This is a genomic window from Affinundibacterium amnicola, from assembly GCF_014284275.1.
GTDB classification, from domain to species: Bacteria; Pseudomonadota; Gammaproteobacteria; order Burkholderiales; family Burkholderiaceae_D; genus Undibacterium; species Undibacterium amnicola.
On the sequence record NZ_JACOFU010000002.1, the window covers coordinates 520,796 to 536,684 of the forward strand.

At 44.6% G+C, this 15,889-nt stretch carries 13 protein-coding genes; 7 read left to right on the forward strand and 6 right to left on the reverse strand.

The window, feature by feature from the left end; translation table 11 throughout:
* Positions 1–75 precede the first annotated feature (75 nt).
* Positions 76–630 carry a hypothetical protein gene (locus H8K33_RS06490; protein ID WP_186890170.1) on the forward strand — a complete coding sequence of 185 codons (555 nt, stop codon included), beginning with the start codon at positions 76–78 and terminating at the stop codon, positions 628–630.
* Between the two features lie 63 nt (positions 631–693).
* Here the strand turns inward: H8K33_RS06490 and H8K33_RS06495 are convergent, their stop codons facing one another.
* From H8K33_RS06495 to clpS, 4 genes are all read right to left on the reverse strand, one after another.
* The gene (locus H8K33_RS06495) at positions 694–3,099 is read right to left on the reverse strand and encodes a S9 family peptidase (protein ID WP_186890171.1); all 2,406 of its coding nucleotides are present in this window, start codon (positions 3,097–3,099) and stop codon (positions 694–696) included.
* A 96-nt stretch (positions 3,100–3,195) separates the two neighbouring features.
* Positions 3,196–4,458: a dicarboxylate/amino acid:cation symporter gene (locus H8K33_RS06500; protein ID WP_186890172.1), complete on the reverse strand. Its 1,263-nt coding sequence runs from the start codon at positions 4,456–4,458 to the stop codon at positions 3,196–3,198.
* A gap of 275 nt (positions 4,459–4,733) precedes the next feature.
* Positions 4,734–7,034: an ATP-dependent Clp protease ATP-binding subunit ClpA gene (gene clpA, locus H8K33_RS06505; RefSeq protein WP_186890173.1), complete on the reverse strand. Its 2,301-nt coding sequence runs from the start codon at positions 7,032–7,034 to the stop codon at positions 4,734–4,736.
* Positions 7,031–7,339, reverse strand: a complete 309-nt coding sequence (gene clpS, locus H8K33_RS06510; RefSeq protein WP_186890174.1) for an ATP-dependent Clp protease adapter ClpS — start codon at positions 7,337–7,339, stop codon at positions 7,031–7,033. Before clpS ends, clpA begins: the two co-directional genes overlap by 4 nt.
* A gap of 496 nt (positions 7,340–7,835) precedes the next feature.
* Here clpS and cspE point away from each other — a divergent pair, with 496 nt between their 5' ends.
* Positions 7,836–8,039, forward strand: coding sequence for a transcription antiterminator/RNA stability regulator CspE (cspE, locus tag H8K33_RS06515; protein WP_126129050.1), 204 nt, complete (start codon positions 7,836–7,838; stop codon positions 8,037–8,039).
* 425 nt (positions 8,040–8,464) lie between these two features.
* On the opposite strand, the gene icd is transcribed toward cspE, so the two are convergent.
* A complete protein-coding gene (gene icd, locus H8K33_RS06520; RefSeq protein ID WP_186890175.1) occupies positions 8,465–9,718 on the reverse strand; it encodes an NADP-dependent isocitrate dehydrogenase in 1,254 nt (417 codons plus the stop codon).
* Between the two features lie 277 nt (positions 9,719–9,995).
* Between icd and H8K33_RS06525 the strand changes: the two genes are divergently transcribed.
* A complete protein-coding gene (locus H8K33_RS06525) occupies positions 9,996–10,541 on the forward strand; it encodes a pseudouridine synthase (protein WP_186890176.1) in 546 nt (181 codons plus the stop codon).
* A gap of 148 nt (positions 10,542–10,689) precedes the next feature.
* Entirely contained in the window at positions 10,690–11,082 is a 393-nt protein-coding gene (locus H8K33_RS06530) for a DUF192 domain-containing protein (protein ID WP_246443380.1), read from the forward strand.
* Between the two features lie 171 nt (positions 11,083–11,253).
* On the opposite strand, the gene rpsT is transcribed toward H8K33_RS06530, so the two are convergent.
* Positions 11,254–11,517, reverse strand: coding sequence for a 30S ribosomal protein S20 (gene rpsT, locus H8K33_RS06535; RefSeq protein ID WP_186890178.1), 264 nt, complete (start codon positions 11,515–11,517; stop codon positions 11,254–11,256).
* A 266-nt stretch (positions 11,518–11,783) separates the two neighbouring features.
* On the opposite strand from rpsT, the gene H8K33_RS06540 reads away from it, so the two are divergent.
* From H8K33_RS06540 to H8K33_RS06550, 3 genes are all read left to right on the forward strand, one after another.
* Positions 11,784–12,389: a GNAT family N-acetyltransferase gene (locus H8K33_RS06540; protein ID WP_186890179.1), complete on the forward strand. Its 606-nt coding sequence runs from the start codon at positions 11,784–11,786 to the stop codon at positions 12,387–12,389.
* A gap of 24 nt (positions 12,390–12,413) precedes the next feature.
* Positions 12,414–13,583 (forward strand): hypothetical protein, encoded by a 1,170-nt coding sequence (locus H8K33_RS06545; RefSeq protein ID WP_186890180.1) that lies wholly within the window; start codon positions 12,414–12,416, stop codon positions 13,581–13,583.
* A 264-nt stretch (positions 13,584–13,847) separates the two neighbouring features.
* Complete coding sequence (locus H8K33_RS06550; RefSeq protein ID WP_186890181.1) at positions 13,848–15,839, forward strand: DNA topoisomerase IV subunit B; 1,992 nt, start codon at positions 13,848–13,850, stop codon at positions 15,837–15,839.
* Positions 15,840–15,889: the final 50 nt, after the last annotated feature.

The window sequence follows — 15,889 nt, forward strand, 5'->3', positions numbered from 1 at the left end:
ATTAGGTGGTAAAACCAGTTTTCAAGAACAAACTTCACGAAAATTTCTAAGCGCTTTGCGCTACATCAATCGACTATGCATTTAGAACAACTTAATTTAACTTACTTGATTAACGAAGATCGCATTTTGCTCCGAATCGGTATTTCCACGAAAAATAAGGAAAATGACGCCAACGAAAAACAAGAAATTCAGCTATTTATTACCCGACGCATGCTGCAAAGGTTATGGCCAGTTTTGATGGAGTCAATCGGCTCACATATGCGCTTAAATCGCCCAGAGACGGCATTTGCAAGTGATGAGCTGGTCAATATGGAACATGAACAGGCTGTTGGAAAAATAAAAGAAGAGGGAAACTTCAGTCATGCTTATGAAAGCGATAACCGCAAACCACTGCATGGTGATCGCCCACTGCTACTGGAGTCAATCAAATTTCATTTGAAAGCAAATGCCCCTTTATGGATGCAATTTATTGCTCAACCAAATCAAACTGTAGACTTAAAACTTGAAACTGGTCTCTTGCATGGCTTTTGCAAATTGCTCATCGATGCCGAAAAAATTGCTGGATGGAATCTAGAACTTAGCCTGCCCAAAGTGGAAGAAATGAGCGTTCCAGCTCATCTACTAAATTGAACCAAAAGTGATCCAATAAAAAGGCAGAAATTCTGCCTTTTTTACTTTACGATCACGCCTTCGTTATTGACGACCTTTGACATCTCTTTCCATCAATTTAAAAATCCGGCGATATTCGTCTAACCAGCTTTCGGGCTCGCGGAAGCCGTGCGGTTCGATTGGATATACGGCTAATTCAAAGTTAGGATTTTTCAGTTCTATCAATTTCTGTACCATTCGAACGCTGTCCTGAAAAAACACATTATCGTCCAAAATACCTGAACAGATTAACAGCGGACGTTTTAATCCCGCTGCAAATTCTATCGGCGAGCTGCGGGCATAGGCATCCGGATCGACATCAGGCGTATTCAAAATATTCGATGTGTAGCCATGATTGTAGTGTGCCCAATCAGCCACCGGACGCAATGCCGCGCCGGCTGCGAATTTCTCAGATTTAAACAGTGCCATGAATGCCATAAAGCCACCGTAAGAACCTCCATAAATGCCGACCCGATTGCGATCTGCATTCGCATTGTCTACCAACCAATCGATACCGTCTTCATAGTCTTCTAATTCAGGTGTTCCCATGCGCTGATAAATCGCGGTACGCCAGTCGCGCCCGTATCCAGCAGATGCGCGAAAATCCATATCAATCACAACGTAACCTTGTTGTACTAATAAATTATGGAACATCATCTCACGGAAATAGTTTGACCATCCATGATGGGCTGCTTGCAAATAGCCAGCGCCATGGACGAACATGACGACGGGCTTACGCTCGCCAGTCTGTGTTTTTTTATCGCGATAAACACGGGAATAAATTGGCGCTGCGCCGTGCTTAGATGGAACGGCGATAATTTCTGGTTTTATCCAATTAATTTGCGCAAATTCTTTTGAAGTTGATTCCGTCAGACGCACAGCTTTTGCGCCGGGATTTACAGCCTGCACAAATAAGTCTGGCTGACGTATCGTGGTCGAATGCGTCAACAACAACTTATCTTCTGTCGGTGCTAATTCAAAATCCATACCACCATTCATATCCGTCAAAGCTTCATCCCGTTTGCCATCGGCAGATACACGATAAACCTCATGAATACCCGGATGTTTACGATTAGCGCGATAATAAAACCATTTGCCATCTTGGGTAGACTGCACACTATTCACTTCAAACTTACCATTGGTAAGCGCCGTAGTTTTTCCATCACGCTGCTGATATAAATGACTATAGCCTGTCTCTTCCGACAAATACCATAAAGCCTTTCCATCTGGACTCCAGCCGAATTCATTAAAGCTACCATCATTCACCCAAGCTTGGTCAGTCAAACGATGTGCTAATTGCCATTGACTCTTATTCTCGCCAGACAAATTCATACGCAAAATCCAACGATCTTTATTGTCTGCGCTGAAAAGACTAAAGGCGACCTGCTGTCCTGTTTGACTCCAGCGTATACCACGGAAATTGATGTACACCGCGCGTGGAATTCCAGCTTTTGGCGCTGGCTTGGCAAGACGTTTTGCCGCCTCGGTTTTCAAGGCCAACAAAGGGTCTTCGTTAATTCCCGCTAACTGATCCAAATTCAGCTTGTGAGCTTTTTTTGCCTGCACATCAATCACATGAATTTGCTCATCACTATCTGCACCAGTTCCAACTTTGCTACGTACATCTTCAATCTTGACATAACCATCGCTGCTCACATAATGCGGCATCTTATCGGCACGTCCATCTTTACGCGGCGCGGCCGTGCTCACCAATACAAACTGTCCATCTGGCGATAAACTAAAACTACGGAATTCACGTCCCTTACCTAGATAAACTGGCATTGGCGCACTCGCATTTTGACTCGCCAACTCACGTTGACGAGCTTCCGCTGCTTTTTTATCGGCATCACGCTTCTTAATAATGTCGAACAAACGAGTTTGTTGCGCACTCAAATAATCGGATGATTCTTTCTTAGCCATCGGATCATCGTCATTCTTAATATTGACCAACATCACTTGTTCGCCATTACGCACATTCATGAGGATTACTTTTCCATCATTGCGAAATGCCAGTTGATCGTTGCCGACAAAACCCAACAGGCCATTCGTTTCGCCAGTGCGCGTCAATTGTTGACGCTTGCCCTCTTTCAGTAAGAATAGATTTCCGTTGCGCAGCCAAGCTGTCGATTGTCGGTCAGGGCTAACAAATTTTTGCTCAGATTCCGCCATCACAACATCGGCAGCATCCAATTTTTGCGCTGTTCCGCCACTCACACTGATCCGGTATAGATCACGGATCTCAGAACCTTGCGCCTTGCGTTGAAAGTAAACATACTTTCCATCTTGACTGAAATAGGGACGCTCGGGCGCAATTCCCATCCAATCGGTATGCGCCATGATCTGTTCCATACTCAGCGGCGTGGTTGTTTGAGCATTTGCAGTCGGCATAAAACCAGTGCTAAAAACACTCGCTGCTATTAACAGCAGTACACCATTCTTTTTCATTCTCATTGTTGTATCCCTCATCGGGTAAGATGGTCAATAAAAAACGCTGAATCTTATACAGAGTTCAGCGTTTATTGGACAGGCCAGATTTAAAAAGATTCCTTATTCAGGTAACTTTTGATTTGCCAAATCCCCTTCGACATGCTCGCCTAGCTCGCCCTCCCATTTTGCGACGACTGCGGTTGCTAAACCATTACCAATCACATTCGTTGCTGAGCGCGCCATATCCAAGAAATGATCTACGCCTAACAATAACAATAGACCAGCTTCTGGAATATTAAACTGTGCCAGAGTTGCTGCAATCACGACCAAAGATGCGCGTGGCACGCCAGCCATACCTTTCGACGTCAACATCAAAATCAACATCATCGTGATCTGAGTTCCCAGTGATAATTCGATGCCATAAGCTTGCGCAATAAACACTGTCGCGAAGGTGCAGTACATCATGGAACCATCTAGGTTAAACGAATAACCCAGCGGCAAAACAAAAGAAGCAATGCGGTTTTTCACGCCGAAACGCTCTAAGCCTTCCAATGTTTTAGGAAATGCAGCCTCTGAAGACGCAGTAGAAAACGCCAAAATAGTCGGCATGCGCAATTCTCGCAATAAACCAACTACACGCCCCTTCAGGAACAAATAGCCAATAAAAATCAGCACTAACCATAAGACCAAGATGGAGAAATAGAACTCAGCCATGAAGACGCCGTAAGTACCTAAGACCGCCAAACCACTCTTTGCAACCACACCAGATACTGCCGCAAATACTGCGATAGGAGCGAAATTCATGACATAACCAGTCAATTTCAACATGATGTGCGCAACGCCATCAATTGCTTCAACGACGACTTTGCTACGATCGCCAACCGCAGCGGCAGCAGTACCAAAGAAAATTGAAAATACAACGATCTGTAAAATTTCATTTTTCGCCATACCATCAACAATAGAGGATGGTACTAAATGGGTAATAAATTCTTTCATGCTAAGGTTAGTCGTTGCAATGCCAGAAACCGCATCGCTAGCTGGTAACATCGCATGCATGGCGTCACCCGGTCTGAAGATATTCACCATAATCAAACCCAAGGTCAGCGAGATCAGCGACGCAATAATGAACCATCCCAGAGCCTTACCACCAACACGACCAACTTCATTGACGTCACCCATTCTGGCAATACCAACCACCAAGGTAGAAAAAACCAGTGGTGCGATAATCATTTTAATCAAACGCAAAAACATGGTCGTGATTAGAGACATTGCATCAGCAAAATCGGTAGGTTTGGCCATATTCGCATTAACGAAATAACCGACGAAAATACCAAGTATTAAACCGAAAATAATGTAACTAGTAAGATTGAGGCGTTTTGTCATGTTTTATACGTCCTTTTAATATATAAAGCCTGCACTGGTTTTCTAACAAATCCGGCCAATGGTGAAACAGGGGCTCAGAAAAATGGTGGCTCAGTATACTTGAGGAAGCGCAGACAGACCACTTTTATTGAAATCGCATGTAAGAAAATTTTCATTTTGCGCACAAAGCCATGTGCAGCTTTGATTGAATGGTAAAACGCTTGGGGAAACTAATGGCGAAAAAAAACCCAGATCTTCATCTGGGTTTCATTAAGTGATTCGTCATGAAGCAATACTTATTCAACTTCTACCACTTCTTGTGAAGCTACTGGCGGCGGCGCGTCCCCTTCCGAGAACTCTAACTTAATTTGATCTTTGTCATCCAGATCAACACCGACTCTACCACCACTAACCAGACGACCAAACAACAGTTCGTCTGCCAACGCTTTACGAATCATGTCTTGAATCAAGCGCGCCATAGGGCGTGCGCCCATCAATGGATCAAAGCCTTTTTTCGCTAAGAACTTACGTAAATGTTCGCTGAATGTCGCTTCCACTTTTTTCTCATGCAATTGTTCTTCCAACTGCATCAAGAATTTATCAACCACGCGCAGAATAATTTCTTCATCTAAGGAACGGAAACTAATAATGGAATCAAGACGATTACGGAACTCAGGCGTAAACATACGCTTAATATCCGCCATTTCATCGCCAGCCTGCTTACTATTATTAAAGCCAATCGACGCTTTTTGCAGGCTTTCTGCACCGGCATTGGTCGTCATAATAATGATCACATTACGGAAATCTGCTTTGCGTCCATTGTTATCTGTCAGCGTGCCATGATCCATAACCTGCAACAAAATATTGAACACGTCTGGATGCGCTTTCTCAATTTCGTCCAGCAATAGAACAGCGTGCGGCTTCTTGGTAATCGCTTCGGTCAACAAACCGCCTTGATCAAATCCCACATAACCTGGCGGCGCGCCGATCAAACGACTGACAGCATGACGTTCCATGTATTCCGACATATCGAAACGTATTAGTTCGATACCTAAGGTAAACGCGAGTTGCTTGGCGACTTCCGTTTTACCAACACCAGTCGGGCCAGAAAATAAGAACGATCCAATTGGCTTATCGGTTTTACCTAATCCAGCACGCGACATTTTAATTGCCGCTGCCAATGCATCAATTGCAGGGTCTTGACCAAACACCACATTTTTCAAATCACGATCAATGGTCTGCAATTTACTGCGATCATCTTGATTCACAGTTTGCGGCGGAATACGCGCTATCTTGGAAATAATGTCCTCGATATCTGCCTTACCAATGGTTTTCTTTTGCTTAGATTTAGGCAAAATTCTTTGTGCCGCACCAGCTTCATCAATCACATCAATCGCCTTGTCTGGCAAATGCCGATCATTGAGAAAACGTGCTGACAATTCTGCCGCTGTCGTCAAAGCGGCAGCTGAATATTTCACGTTATGATGTTCTTCAAACTTCGATTTCAATCCACGCAGAATCTGCACGGTTTGCTCGACGGTCGGTTCATTGACATCGACTTTTTGGAAGCGACGTGCAAGTGCATGATCTTTTTCAAACACGCCACGATATTCTGTATAAGTTGTCGCACCTATGCATTTCAACTGACCATTTGACAAAGCAGGTTTCAACAAGTTCGACGCATCCATCGTACCGCCAGATGCCGAACCAGCACCAATAATTGTATGAATTTCATCAATGAACAAAATTGCGTCTGGCGCATCCTTTAATTGCTTTAACACACCTTTCAAACGCAGCTCAAAATCACCGCGATACTTCGTACCGGCGAGCAAAGCCCCCATATCAAGTGAGTACACGATCGCCTGACTCAAAATATCAGGCACATCGTTTTGCGTAATGCGCCAAGCCAAACCTTCGGCAATCGCGGTCTTACCAACACCAGCTTCACCGACTAACAAAGGATTATTTTTACGGCGACGGCACAAAATTTGAATTACACGCTCAACTTCGCTGTCTCGTCCAATCAAAGGATCAATCTTGCCTTCGGCTGCCGCTTTATTCAGGTTTTGCGTGAATTGTTCAAGAGGATTTTCTTTGGCTTGTGCTTCACTTTGCGGATCTTCCGCACCTTCAGGAGATTTTTGCGGTTCGTTGTGATTGTCTTTACGCACGCCATGGGAAATAAAATTCACCACATCGAGACGTGTCACTCCTTGTTGGTGCAAATAATAAACAGCATGTGAATCTTTTTCACCAAAGATCGCGACCAACACATTCGCGCCAGTCACTTCTTTTTTACCATTAGACGCAGACTGCACATGCATGATCGCGCGTTGAATCACACGCTGAAAACCGAGTGTCGGTTGAGTATCTACATCGCCAGTACCTTGCACTGTTGGCGTATTATCGGAAATAAAATTCGATAAAGTTTTACGCAAGTCTTCAATATTCACAGCGCAAGCACGCATCACTTCGGCTGCCGATGGATTATCCAACAGCGCGAGTAACAAATGTTCAACCGTAATGAATTCATAACGAGCCTGCCGCGCCTCAACAAAGGCCATGTGCAAACTGACTTCTAATTCTTGCGCAATCATACTTCCTCCATCACACATTGCAGCGGATGACCCGCGTGCTTCGCGTGTGTTAAAACCAGCTCAACTTTTGTCAATGCGACATCTTTCGTATATACACCGCAAACGCCACGTCCTTCGACATGCACTTTCAACATGATTTGCATTGCGGTTTCTCTATCCTTACTAAAGTATTCTTGAATGACTGCAACGACAAATTCCATAGGCGTGTAGTCATCATTTAGAAGTACCACTTGATACATCGAAGGCGGTTTTAATTTCTGCGCCTGCTTCTCGAGTACCGTACTGTTTTCATGCTTTGTTCCCATACGTCTATTCTAGTACGTTGATGACTATCGAAGTCAAACATTAGACAAATAAAAATGCGTCTGTTCATTGTAAGGCGCTTGGTAAATTTCTGCAGTAGCTTGTGAAAATTTAACATTTAGATGTTTCAAAACTGCCGAACGCAATCTGATTTGCTTCAATGATCACCTTCCACATTCGGTATATTTTCAAGCTCTGCATCGAATACCAGCACAGGCAAATCAATGACACCATCACTTGCCTACATAGATGGAGATCATTTCACTGAGATCAAGAGCAACACTTTTCACATAAAAAAACAACAATACTACAAGGACAAGCTAATTTTCTTGACTTTACTTTTTTTTCCGCCAAGAATGATATTTATTGATATGTAACTTCAGTTCTGTTCTTCAGTTCTTATTATCAATATGAAGTGGGCAGGTTAAGAAAGGTAGCTTTATAGAGTTTTCTTGCTTTTTCGGCTCGTGTGATTAGTTTATATTTGAAAGATGTATTATGGCAACAGGTACCGTAAAATGGTTCAATGACTCCAAGGGCTTTGGTTTTATCACTCCTGATGATGGCGGTGAGGATTTGTTCGCCCACTTCTCCGCGATCCAAATGAACGGCTTCAAGACTTTAAAAGAAGGTCAAAAAGTACAGTTCGAGGTAACACAGGGTCCAAAAGGCAAGCAAGCTTCTAACATCCAAAATCCTTAATCCGATTTTGTAATGTTTTAAAAAACCCGCTGCGGCGGGTTTTTTTATGGGTGCTTGGAATGTGTCTACAAGGCTAAGACCCACTCATCCTTCGAAGTACGAGCCAGGCTAAGACAAGTTTAATTTCGCGAAAATGCCTCTATAAGCTCGACCAAAACCCATCCCCATCCCAACCTTCCCCTTGAAGGGGAAGGGGCTACCAACGCAAATCTCGAACATCGAAACTTAGAATTTCACAGTAAATACTAGACGCAAAAAAGCCGACAAAGTCGGCTTTTCTTCTACAACCTCACTGCAATTTTAAGCTTAGCAAAATTCAATTATAGGAATGCAGATCAAGGCGCAAAGCACAGCAATACACAAGTATTGCGCGCATTTGCAACGCCGATATGCGCCCTAGAATTGGATTTAACGACGCTTAAAAATTACATGTTCTCTATCATTACGTCTCCAAAACCGGAGCAAGACACTTGCGTAGCGCCTTCCATCAAGCGGGCGAAGTCATAAGTGACTTTCTTCGCAGTGATCGCACGTTCCGTTGCAGAGATCAACAGATCCGCTGCTTCCAACCAGCCCATGTGACGCAACATCATTTCTGCGGACAAGATCAAAGAACCTGGGTTTACGTAATCTTTACCAGCGTACTTCGGTGCTGTGCCGTGCGTTGCTTCGAACATCGCGATAGAGTTCGACAAGTTCGCACCTGGAGCAATACCGATGCCACCAACTTGCGCAGCCAATGCATCAGAAATGTAATCGCCGTTCAAATTCAGTGTCGCGATAACGCTGTATTCGGCTGGACGCAACAAAATTTGCTGCAAGAATGCGTCCGCGATGGAATCCTTAACGATAATGTCTTTACCTGTTTTTGGATTCTTGAATTTGCACCATGGACCGCCATCGATCAATTCTGCGCCGAATTCTTTTTGTGCCAAAGCATATGCCCAATCACGGAAGCCACCTTCGGTGTACTTCATGATGTTACCTTTGTGAACGATAGTCACAGATGGCTTGTCATTGTCGATCGCGTATTGAATCGCTTTACGTACCAAACGCTCTGTACCTTCGATAGATACTGGTTTCACGCCAATACCTGAAGTTTCTGGGAAGCGGATTTTTTTCACGCCCATTTCGTCTTGCAAGAACTTAATCAGTTTTTTAACTTGTTCAGAGCCTTGTGCAAATTCAATACCTGCATAGATGTCTTCTGAGTTTTCACGGAAGATGACCATGTCAGTTTTTTCTGGCTCACGTACTGGTGAAGGCACACCTTTGAAATAACGTACTGGGCGCAAGCAAACATACAGATCCAACTCTTGACGCAAAGCCACGTTCAAAGAACGGATGCCGCCGCCAACTGGCGTTGTCAAAGGACCTTTGATCGAAACAACGTAATCTTTCAACGCGCCTAAAGTTTCTTCTGGCAACCAGACGTCTGGACCATACACTTTAGTGGACTTTTCACCCGCGTAGATTTCCATCCAGCTGATCTTGCGCTTGCCGCCGTAAGCTTTTGCTACCGCTGCATCAACAACCTTGATCATGACTGGGCTGATATCAACACCAGTACCATCACCCTCGATATAAGGAATGATTGGATTTTCAGGAACATTCAATGAGAAGTCTGCATTGACGGTAATTTTTTGACCTTCTGCAGGCACTTTAATATGTTGATACATCGTTTTCTCCGTGGATACGTGCGATCAAGCGCTACACTAGCATTCTGTAAATTGTAGAATCGCGCTTTACTGTTAACATGTCTCAATGCCAGATACAAAATTCACGCGATAAGAACATCACTACAACATCAAACGCGCAAACTCTTATATAAGACAGAAGACCACCATTTCGTATTATGCACTACTATTTTACTTGATGCCATAATTTTGCGACACTCGCGATCCCACTTTTCGCGCTCTTTTAACGTGCATTTTTAAGGTTTTACCGATTAGATCAATGAAACTTATCTTATTTAACAAGCCCTTCGATGTGATGTGTCAATTTTCATCACATCCGACGCGAGAAACATTAGCCAATTACATCAAAACGCCGAATGTCTATCCAGCAGGTCGACTTGATGCCGACAGTGAAGGCTTAGTACTACTGACGGACGATGGAAAATTGCAGCATAAGATCAGCCACCCCAACTGGAAAGAATCCAAAACTTATTTAATGCAAGTTGAGGGCGATGCAACACCTGAACAATTAGCTCGCTTGGCGCAGCCACTCGATTTAGGTGATTTCACAACCCTCCCCTGCAAAGCAGTAAGAATCGCAGAACCAGAATGGATCTGGCCTCGAAATCCGCCGATTCGTGAACGAGCAAACATTCCAACCAGTTGGCTTTGCATCATTTTATCCGAAGGTAAAAATCGTCAGGTCAGACGCATGACTGCCGCGGTCGGCTTACCAACTTTGCGTTTGATCCGCAGTGGCATCGGTGAATATAGCCTTGCTAGCCACCCATTATTACCAGGTGAATCGATGGAAATTGTTGGCTAGAGCCTGTTGACATTTAAATTGAACGATTTTCAACAGAGATAGTCAGACTACAAGCCATTTTTACCATACGTCAAAACTATCCATGTTCAAGATTTCTCACATCAACTTATTGATAATATTTTGCTCAATCATCTGCACTCATGACGCGATGGCGACAGAGTCGACTTTAAAACGTCAGCAATTTCAGATTGGCACCTATTTAATCGACGCAGAACTAGCCCGTACTGCCGAAGAACGTCAACGCGGTTTGATGTTTCGAGAGTCGCTTGCTGAAAATCAGGGAATGATGTTTCAGTTCTCGCAAGCGGATCACTACTGCATGTGGATGAAAAACACCTTAATCCCATTATCGATTGCATTCATCGATGAGCAAGGCAAAATTATTAATATTGAAGAAATGCAAGCCAATAACGAACAAACCACCTGCGCAAAAAGCAAAGCGCGATATGCCTTAGAAATGAATACAGGCTGGTACAGTCAACGTCAGATTATGGTCGGGCAAAAAGTAGAAGGACTCCCATTGGCAGAAAGTGCACAATAAGCAAAAACCTCCCAATTCTTGCACACGAGAACAAAATCTCGAGCTTTAGAAAAGACAAAAACCGCAATAAAAATTGCGGTTTTTTTATGTCGTAAGTTGACTACGAGATATACAGGCAGGCAGCTTATTTACTACATTTGCACCGACTAAGTCAGCGCAAAGCAAAAACAATTAAGCCAATGCTTTCAAAGCAGAAGCTAAACGGCTCTTATGGCGAGCTGCTTTGTTTTTGTGGATGATTTTTTTGTCAGCAATACGATCGATCGTAGAAACAGAGTTCTGAAAGATCACTGCAGCAGCAGCTTTATCACCAGCTTCGATTGCCTTACGAACAGCTTTGATCGCTGTACGCAAAGTCGAACGCTGACTAGAGTTGTGTGCATTTTGTTTAACTGCTTGACGAGCACGTTTGCGTGCTTGTGCGGTATTTGCCATGAGATTTCCTAAACGTGGTCAACGCGACGGGTTCAAGATGTGAATTTAATTACCCACATGGCCGCGCCGCAAAATTCTGTACAGCTTTGCAGTATAACTGGTTTTAAAACCATGTGCAAGCCGCTTCTCTCTTTTATTGCTAGCGACCATCACAGGACTATAAAATCAACAACAAAACCGAAGCTTACTACCAACTAAGGATAGTCTCCAAGGCATTACAATAAGCGCTTACGCTTTGCATCGCCAAGTATTCAATAGGAGTTACGATGTCATCAGGCAACATCACACTTACAGGTCAACACGCCAGACTTACTCCACTCTCGCAAGATCATCTGAGCGACTTGCGGGTCGCCGCCAGCGATGGGCGCCTGTGGGAATTGTTCTTCACTTCGGTGCCTTCGCCCGAAAATCTGGCAACTTGGTTCAAAACGGCAATCGAGCAACGTGACAAAGGCCTGGCGCTGCCTTTTACCGTATTTGATCAGATTCAAAACAAGGTAATCGGTGCGACACGCTATTGCAACATTGACAGCGCTAATAAACGTTTAGAAATTGGTTACACCTGGTATGCACAGTCATATCAACGCAGTGCCATCAATACTGAATGCAAACTTTTGTTGTTAACACATGCCTTCGAAACACTAGACTGCAATGCCGTGGAATTTCGTACAGACTGGTTTAATCAACGCTCACAAAAAGCCATAGAACGCCTAGGCGCTAAACGCGATGGTGTATTGCGCAACCACATGATTTTGCCAGATGGACGGGTACGCGACACTGTGGTGTACAGCATACTCAAGCATGAATGGGCAGGCGTGAAGGCGAATCTGGAATTCAAACTCAAACGCACTCCTTCCGCAGTTTCAAGCTAATTATCAATTTAAGAGAACCACACAGTGTTAATCGACTTTTTCTTCACCTTAAAAGACGCCAAAATCCCGGTGTCAATTAAAGAATTTCTGACTTTATTAGAAGCCATGCAAGAAGGTGTGGTTGGCACTTCGGTCGACGAATTTTATTTTCTGTCGCGCACCATCTTGGTGAAGGATGAAGCGAATTACGACAAATTTGACCGCGCTTTTGGCCTGTATTTCAAAGGAATCAATACGATTTTTGAGAAACATCCTGACATTCCGCTCGATTGGCTTAAGAAACGTCTGGGGCGCGAACTGACGGATGAACAACGAGCCGCACTAGAAAAATTCGGCTACGACAAGCTGATGGACAGGCTCAAACAATTACTCGAAGAACAAAAAGAGCGGCACGAGGGTGGCAATCGCTGGATAGGCACAGGCGGCACCTCGCCTTTTGGCAATGGTGGCGACAATCCTGAAGGCATACGCATAGGCGGTAAGAGCGAACGCCGTTCTGCGGTCAAAGTCTGGGAAGCGCGCGCATTTAAAGATTACGACACCGAGCGTGAGCTCGGCACCCGCAACATCAAAGTCGCTCTGCGTCGCTTGCGTCGATTTGCGCGACAAGGGGCGGAAGAAGAATTAGCGCTGGATGCAACGATCAAGGCTACCGCGAATAATGCGGGCTACCTCGATATCAAAATGCAGCCCGAACGCAAAAACAATATCAAGGTACTGATGTTATTGGATGTCGGTGGCACTATGGATGAGCACATCGCACAGATTGAAGAATTGTTTTCTGCCGCCAAAACCGAATTCAAAAACATGGAGTTCTATTATTTCCACAATTGCGTCTATGACTATCTGTGGAAAAATAATCACCGACGTCATTCAGAAAAATTCCCCACCTGGGATGTATTGCGCAAATACACTCCCGATACCAAATTAATTTTTGTGGGCGATGCCACCATGAGTCCGTATGAAATCTTACAAGCTGGCGGTTCGGTCGAATATAACAATGAAGAAGCTGGCGCGACCTGGATACAACGCTTTACTGCCCACTTCCCCAAGTATTTGTGGCTCAACCCAGAACCTGAAGGCATCTGGCAATATCGACAGTCGATCGATATCATGCGCAAGTTGCTGAGTAATCGTATGTTTCCGATTACCTTGTCTGGGTTGGAACAGGGGATGCGCTTATTGAGCAAATAAATAAGCAAACAAATAAGTAAATAAGTTCTCTATTTAACAAAAATTCGATTTAAACCAACATCCGAACAAATAAAATTTCCGAATCAGACATCAAAGTTTAAATCAACTGTATGCATATCCAGTATTTCTAGCTACAATAATTTCTCAATTCGGCAGATTTCCGTGTAGGATAAAAAAAGAAGCTGGTTCGGCAACCCTGAGCTAGTCGCTTGTATTCCTAAAATCAAACATATTTAGCATCAACTTATTCACCCATTTCATCGCATGGCAACTAAAAAAACCACAACCCCATCCGACTATAGCGAATCATCCATCCGTGTCCTGAAGGGACTGGAGCCGGTCAAACAAAGACCTGGGATGTACACCCGCACCGAAAACCCGCTGCATATTATTCAAGAAGTCATCGACAATGCCTCAGATGAAGCATTGGGTGGTCATTGCAAAAATATCCAAGTCACATTGAATGCCGATGGCAGTATTAGCGTAGAAGATGATGGCCGCGGTATTCCGGTCGGCTTACATCCAGAAGAAGGCGTGCCTACGGTAGAAATCGTCTTCACTCGCCTGCATGCTGGCGGTAAATTCGACAAAGGCTCCGGCGGTGCTTACGCCTTCTCCGGTGGTTTGCATGGCGTCGGCGTATCGGTCACGAATGCGCTATCCAAACGCTTAGAAATTACCGTCTGGCGCGAAGGTGGTTTACATAATCTGGTATTCGCGAATGGCGACGTGGTCGAGCCATTAAGCACCCAGCCTTTAAGTCGTGGTGACAAAAAAAATGGCACTCGTGTATCCGTCTGGCCGGATGGAAAATATTTTGACTCCCCGAATATTTCCATCCCAGAAATGCAACGCTTGCTGCGCTCTAAAGCGGTCTTACTACCGGGCGTTAAAGTCACGTTCACCAATGCCAAAACGGGCGAAAGTCAAACCTGGCAATATGATCAAGGCTTACGTGGTTATTTAACTGAAGCACTTACACAAGCCTCACATGGCGACTTAGTCATTCCTATGTTTGAAGGCGAGCAATTTGCGAATGCCGATGCGGATGGTTTTGCCGAAGGTGAAGGCGCATCTTGGGTCGTCGCATGGACCGAAGATGGTGGCGTAGTACGCGAATCGTATGTCAATTTGATTCCAACACCAGCAGGTGGTACGCATGAATCCGGTTTGCGCGAAGGCTTATTCGGCGCGGTGAAAAGTTTCGCTGAAATGCATTCCTTGCTACCGAAGGGCGTGAAGTTATTACCTGAAGACGTGTTCGCCCGCGCTTCTTTCGTACTCTCCGCGAAAGTGTTAGACCCGCAATTTCAAGGGCAAATTAAAGAGCGCTTAAATTCACGCGATGCGGTGCGTTTAGTATCGAGTTTTTCCAAACCACCTCTAGAACTTTGGCTTAATTCACATGTAGAGTTAGGTAAAAAACTCGCTGAACTAGTGATCAAGCAAGCGCAATCGCGTCTGCGTTCTTTGCAAAAAGTCGAGAAGAAAAAATCCTCTGGCGTCGCCGTTTTACCAGGCAAGCTCACCGATTGCGAATCAAATGACATCACGCGCAATGAACTGTTTTTAGTCGAAGGTGACTCCGCGGGCGGCTCGGCAAAAATGGGCCGTGACAAAGAATTTCAAGCGATTTTGCCACTGCGCGGTAAGGTCTTAAATTCTTGGGAATCTGAGCGTGATCGTCTATTCGCGAACAATGAGATTCACGACATCGCTGTTGCGATTGGCGTGGATCCACACAGCGTCAACGACACGATTGATTTAACGAATCTGCGTTACGGCAAAATCTGTATTCTCTCTGATGCGGACGTCGATGGTTCACACATTCAAGTCTTGTTATTGACACTGTTTTTCAAACACTTTCCACAGTTAATTGCACGCGGCCATATCTGCATCGCGCGCCCTCCTCTGTTCCGAGTGGATGCACCAGCACGTGGTAAAAAACCAGCGCAAAAGATTTATGCCTTGGATCAAGGCGAACTAACCGCGATAGAAGACAAATTGCGCAAGGATGGTGTCAAAGATGGTGCTTGGGCGATTTCCCGATTTAAAGGTTTGGGCGAGATGAATGCCAACCAGCTCTGGGAAACGACAATGAACCCTGATACACGCCGCTTATTGCCTGTGTCTCTTGGTGAATTCGATCAAGAATTTTCGGAAGGCCGTTTCAATATGCTGATGGGTAAAGGCGAAGCATCTGCACGAAAAGCGTGGCTAGAAGAGCATGGTAATGAAGTAGAAGCGGACATATAGGGAGGCGCATAAATCCGATTGCGCGGCGCATTACGGCGTTGCAAATCCTC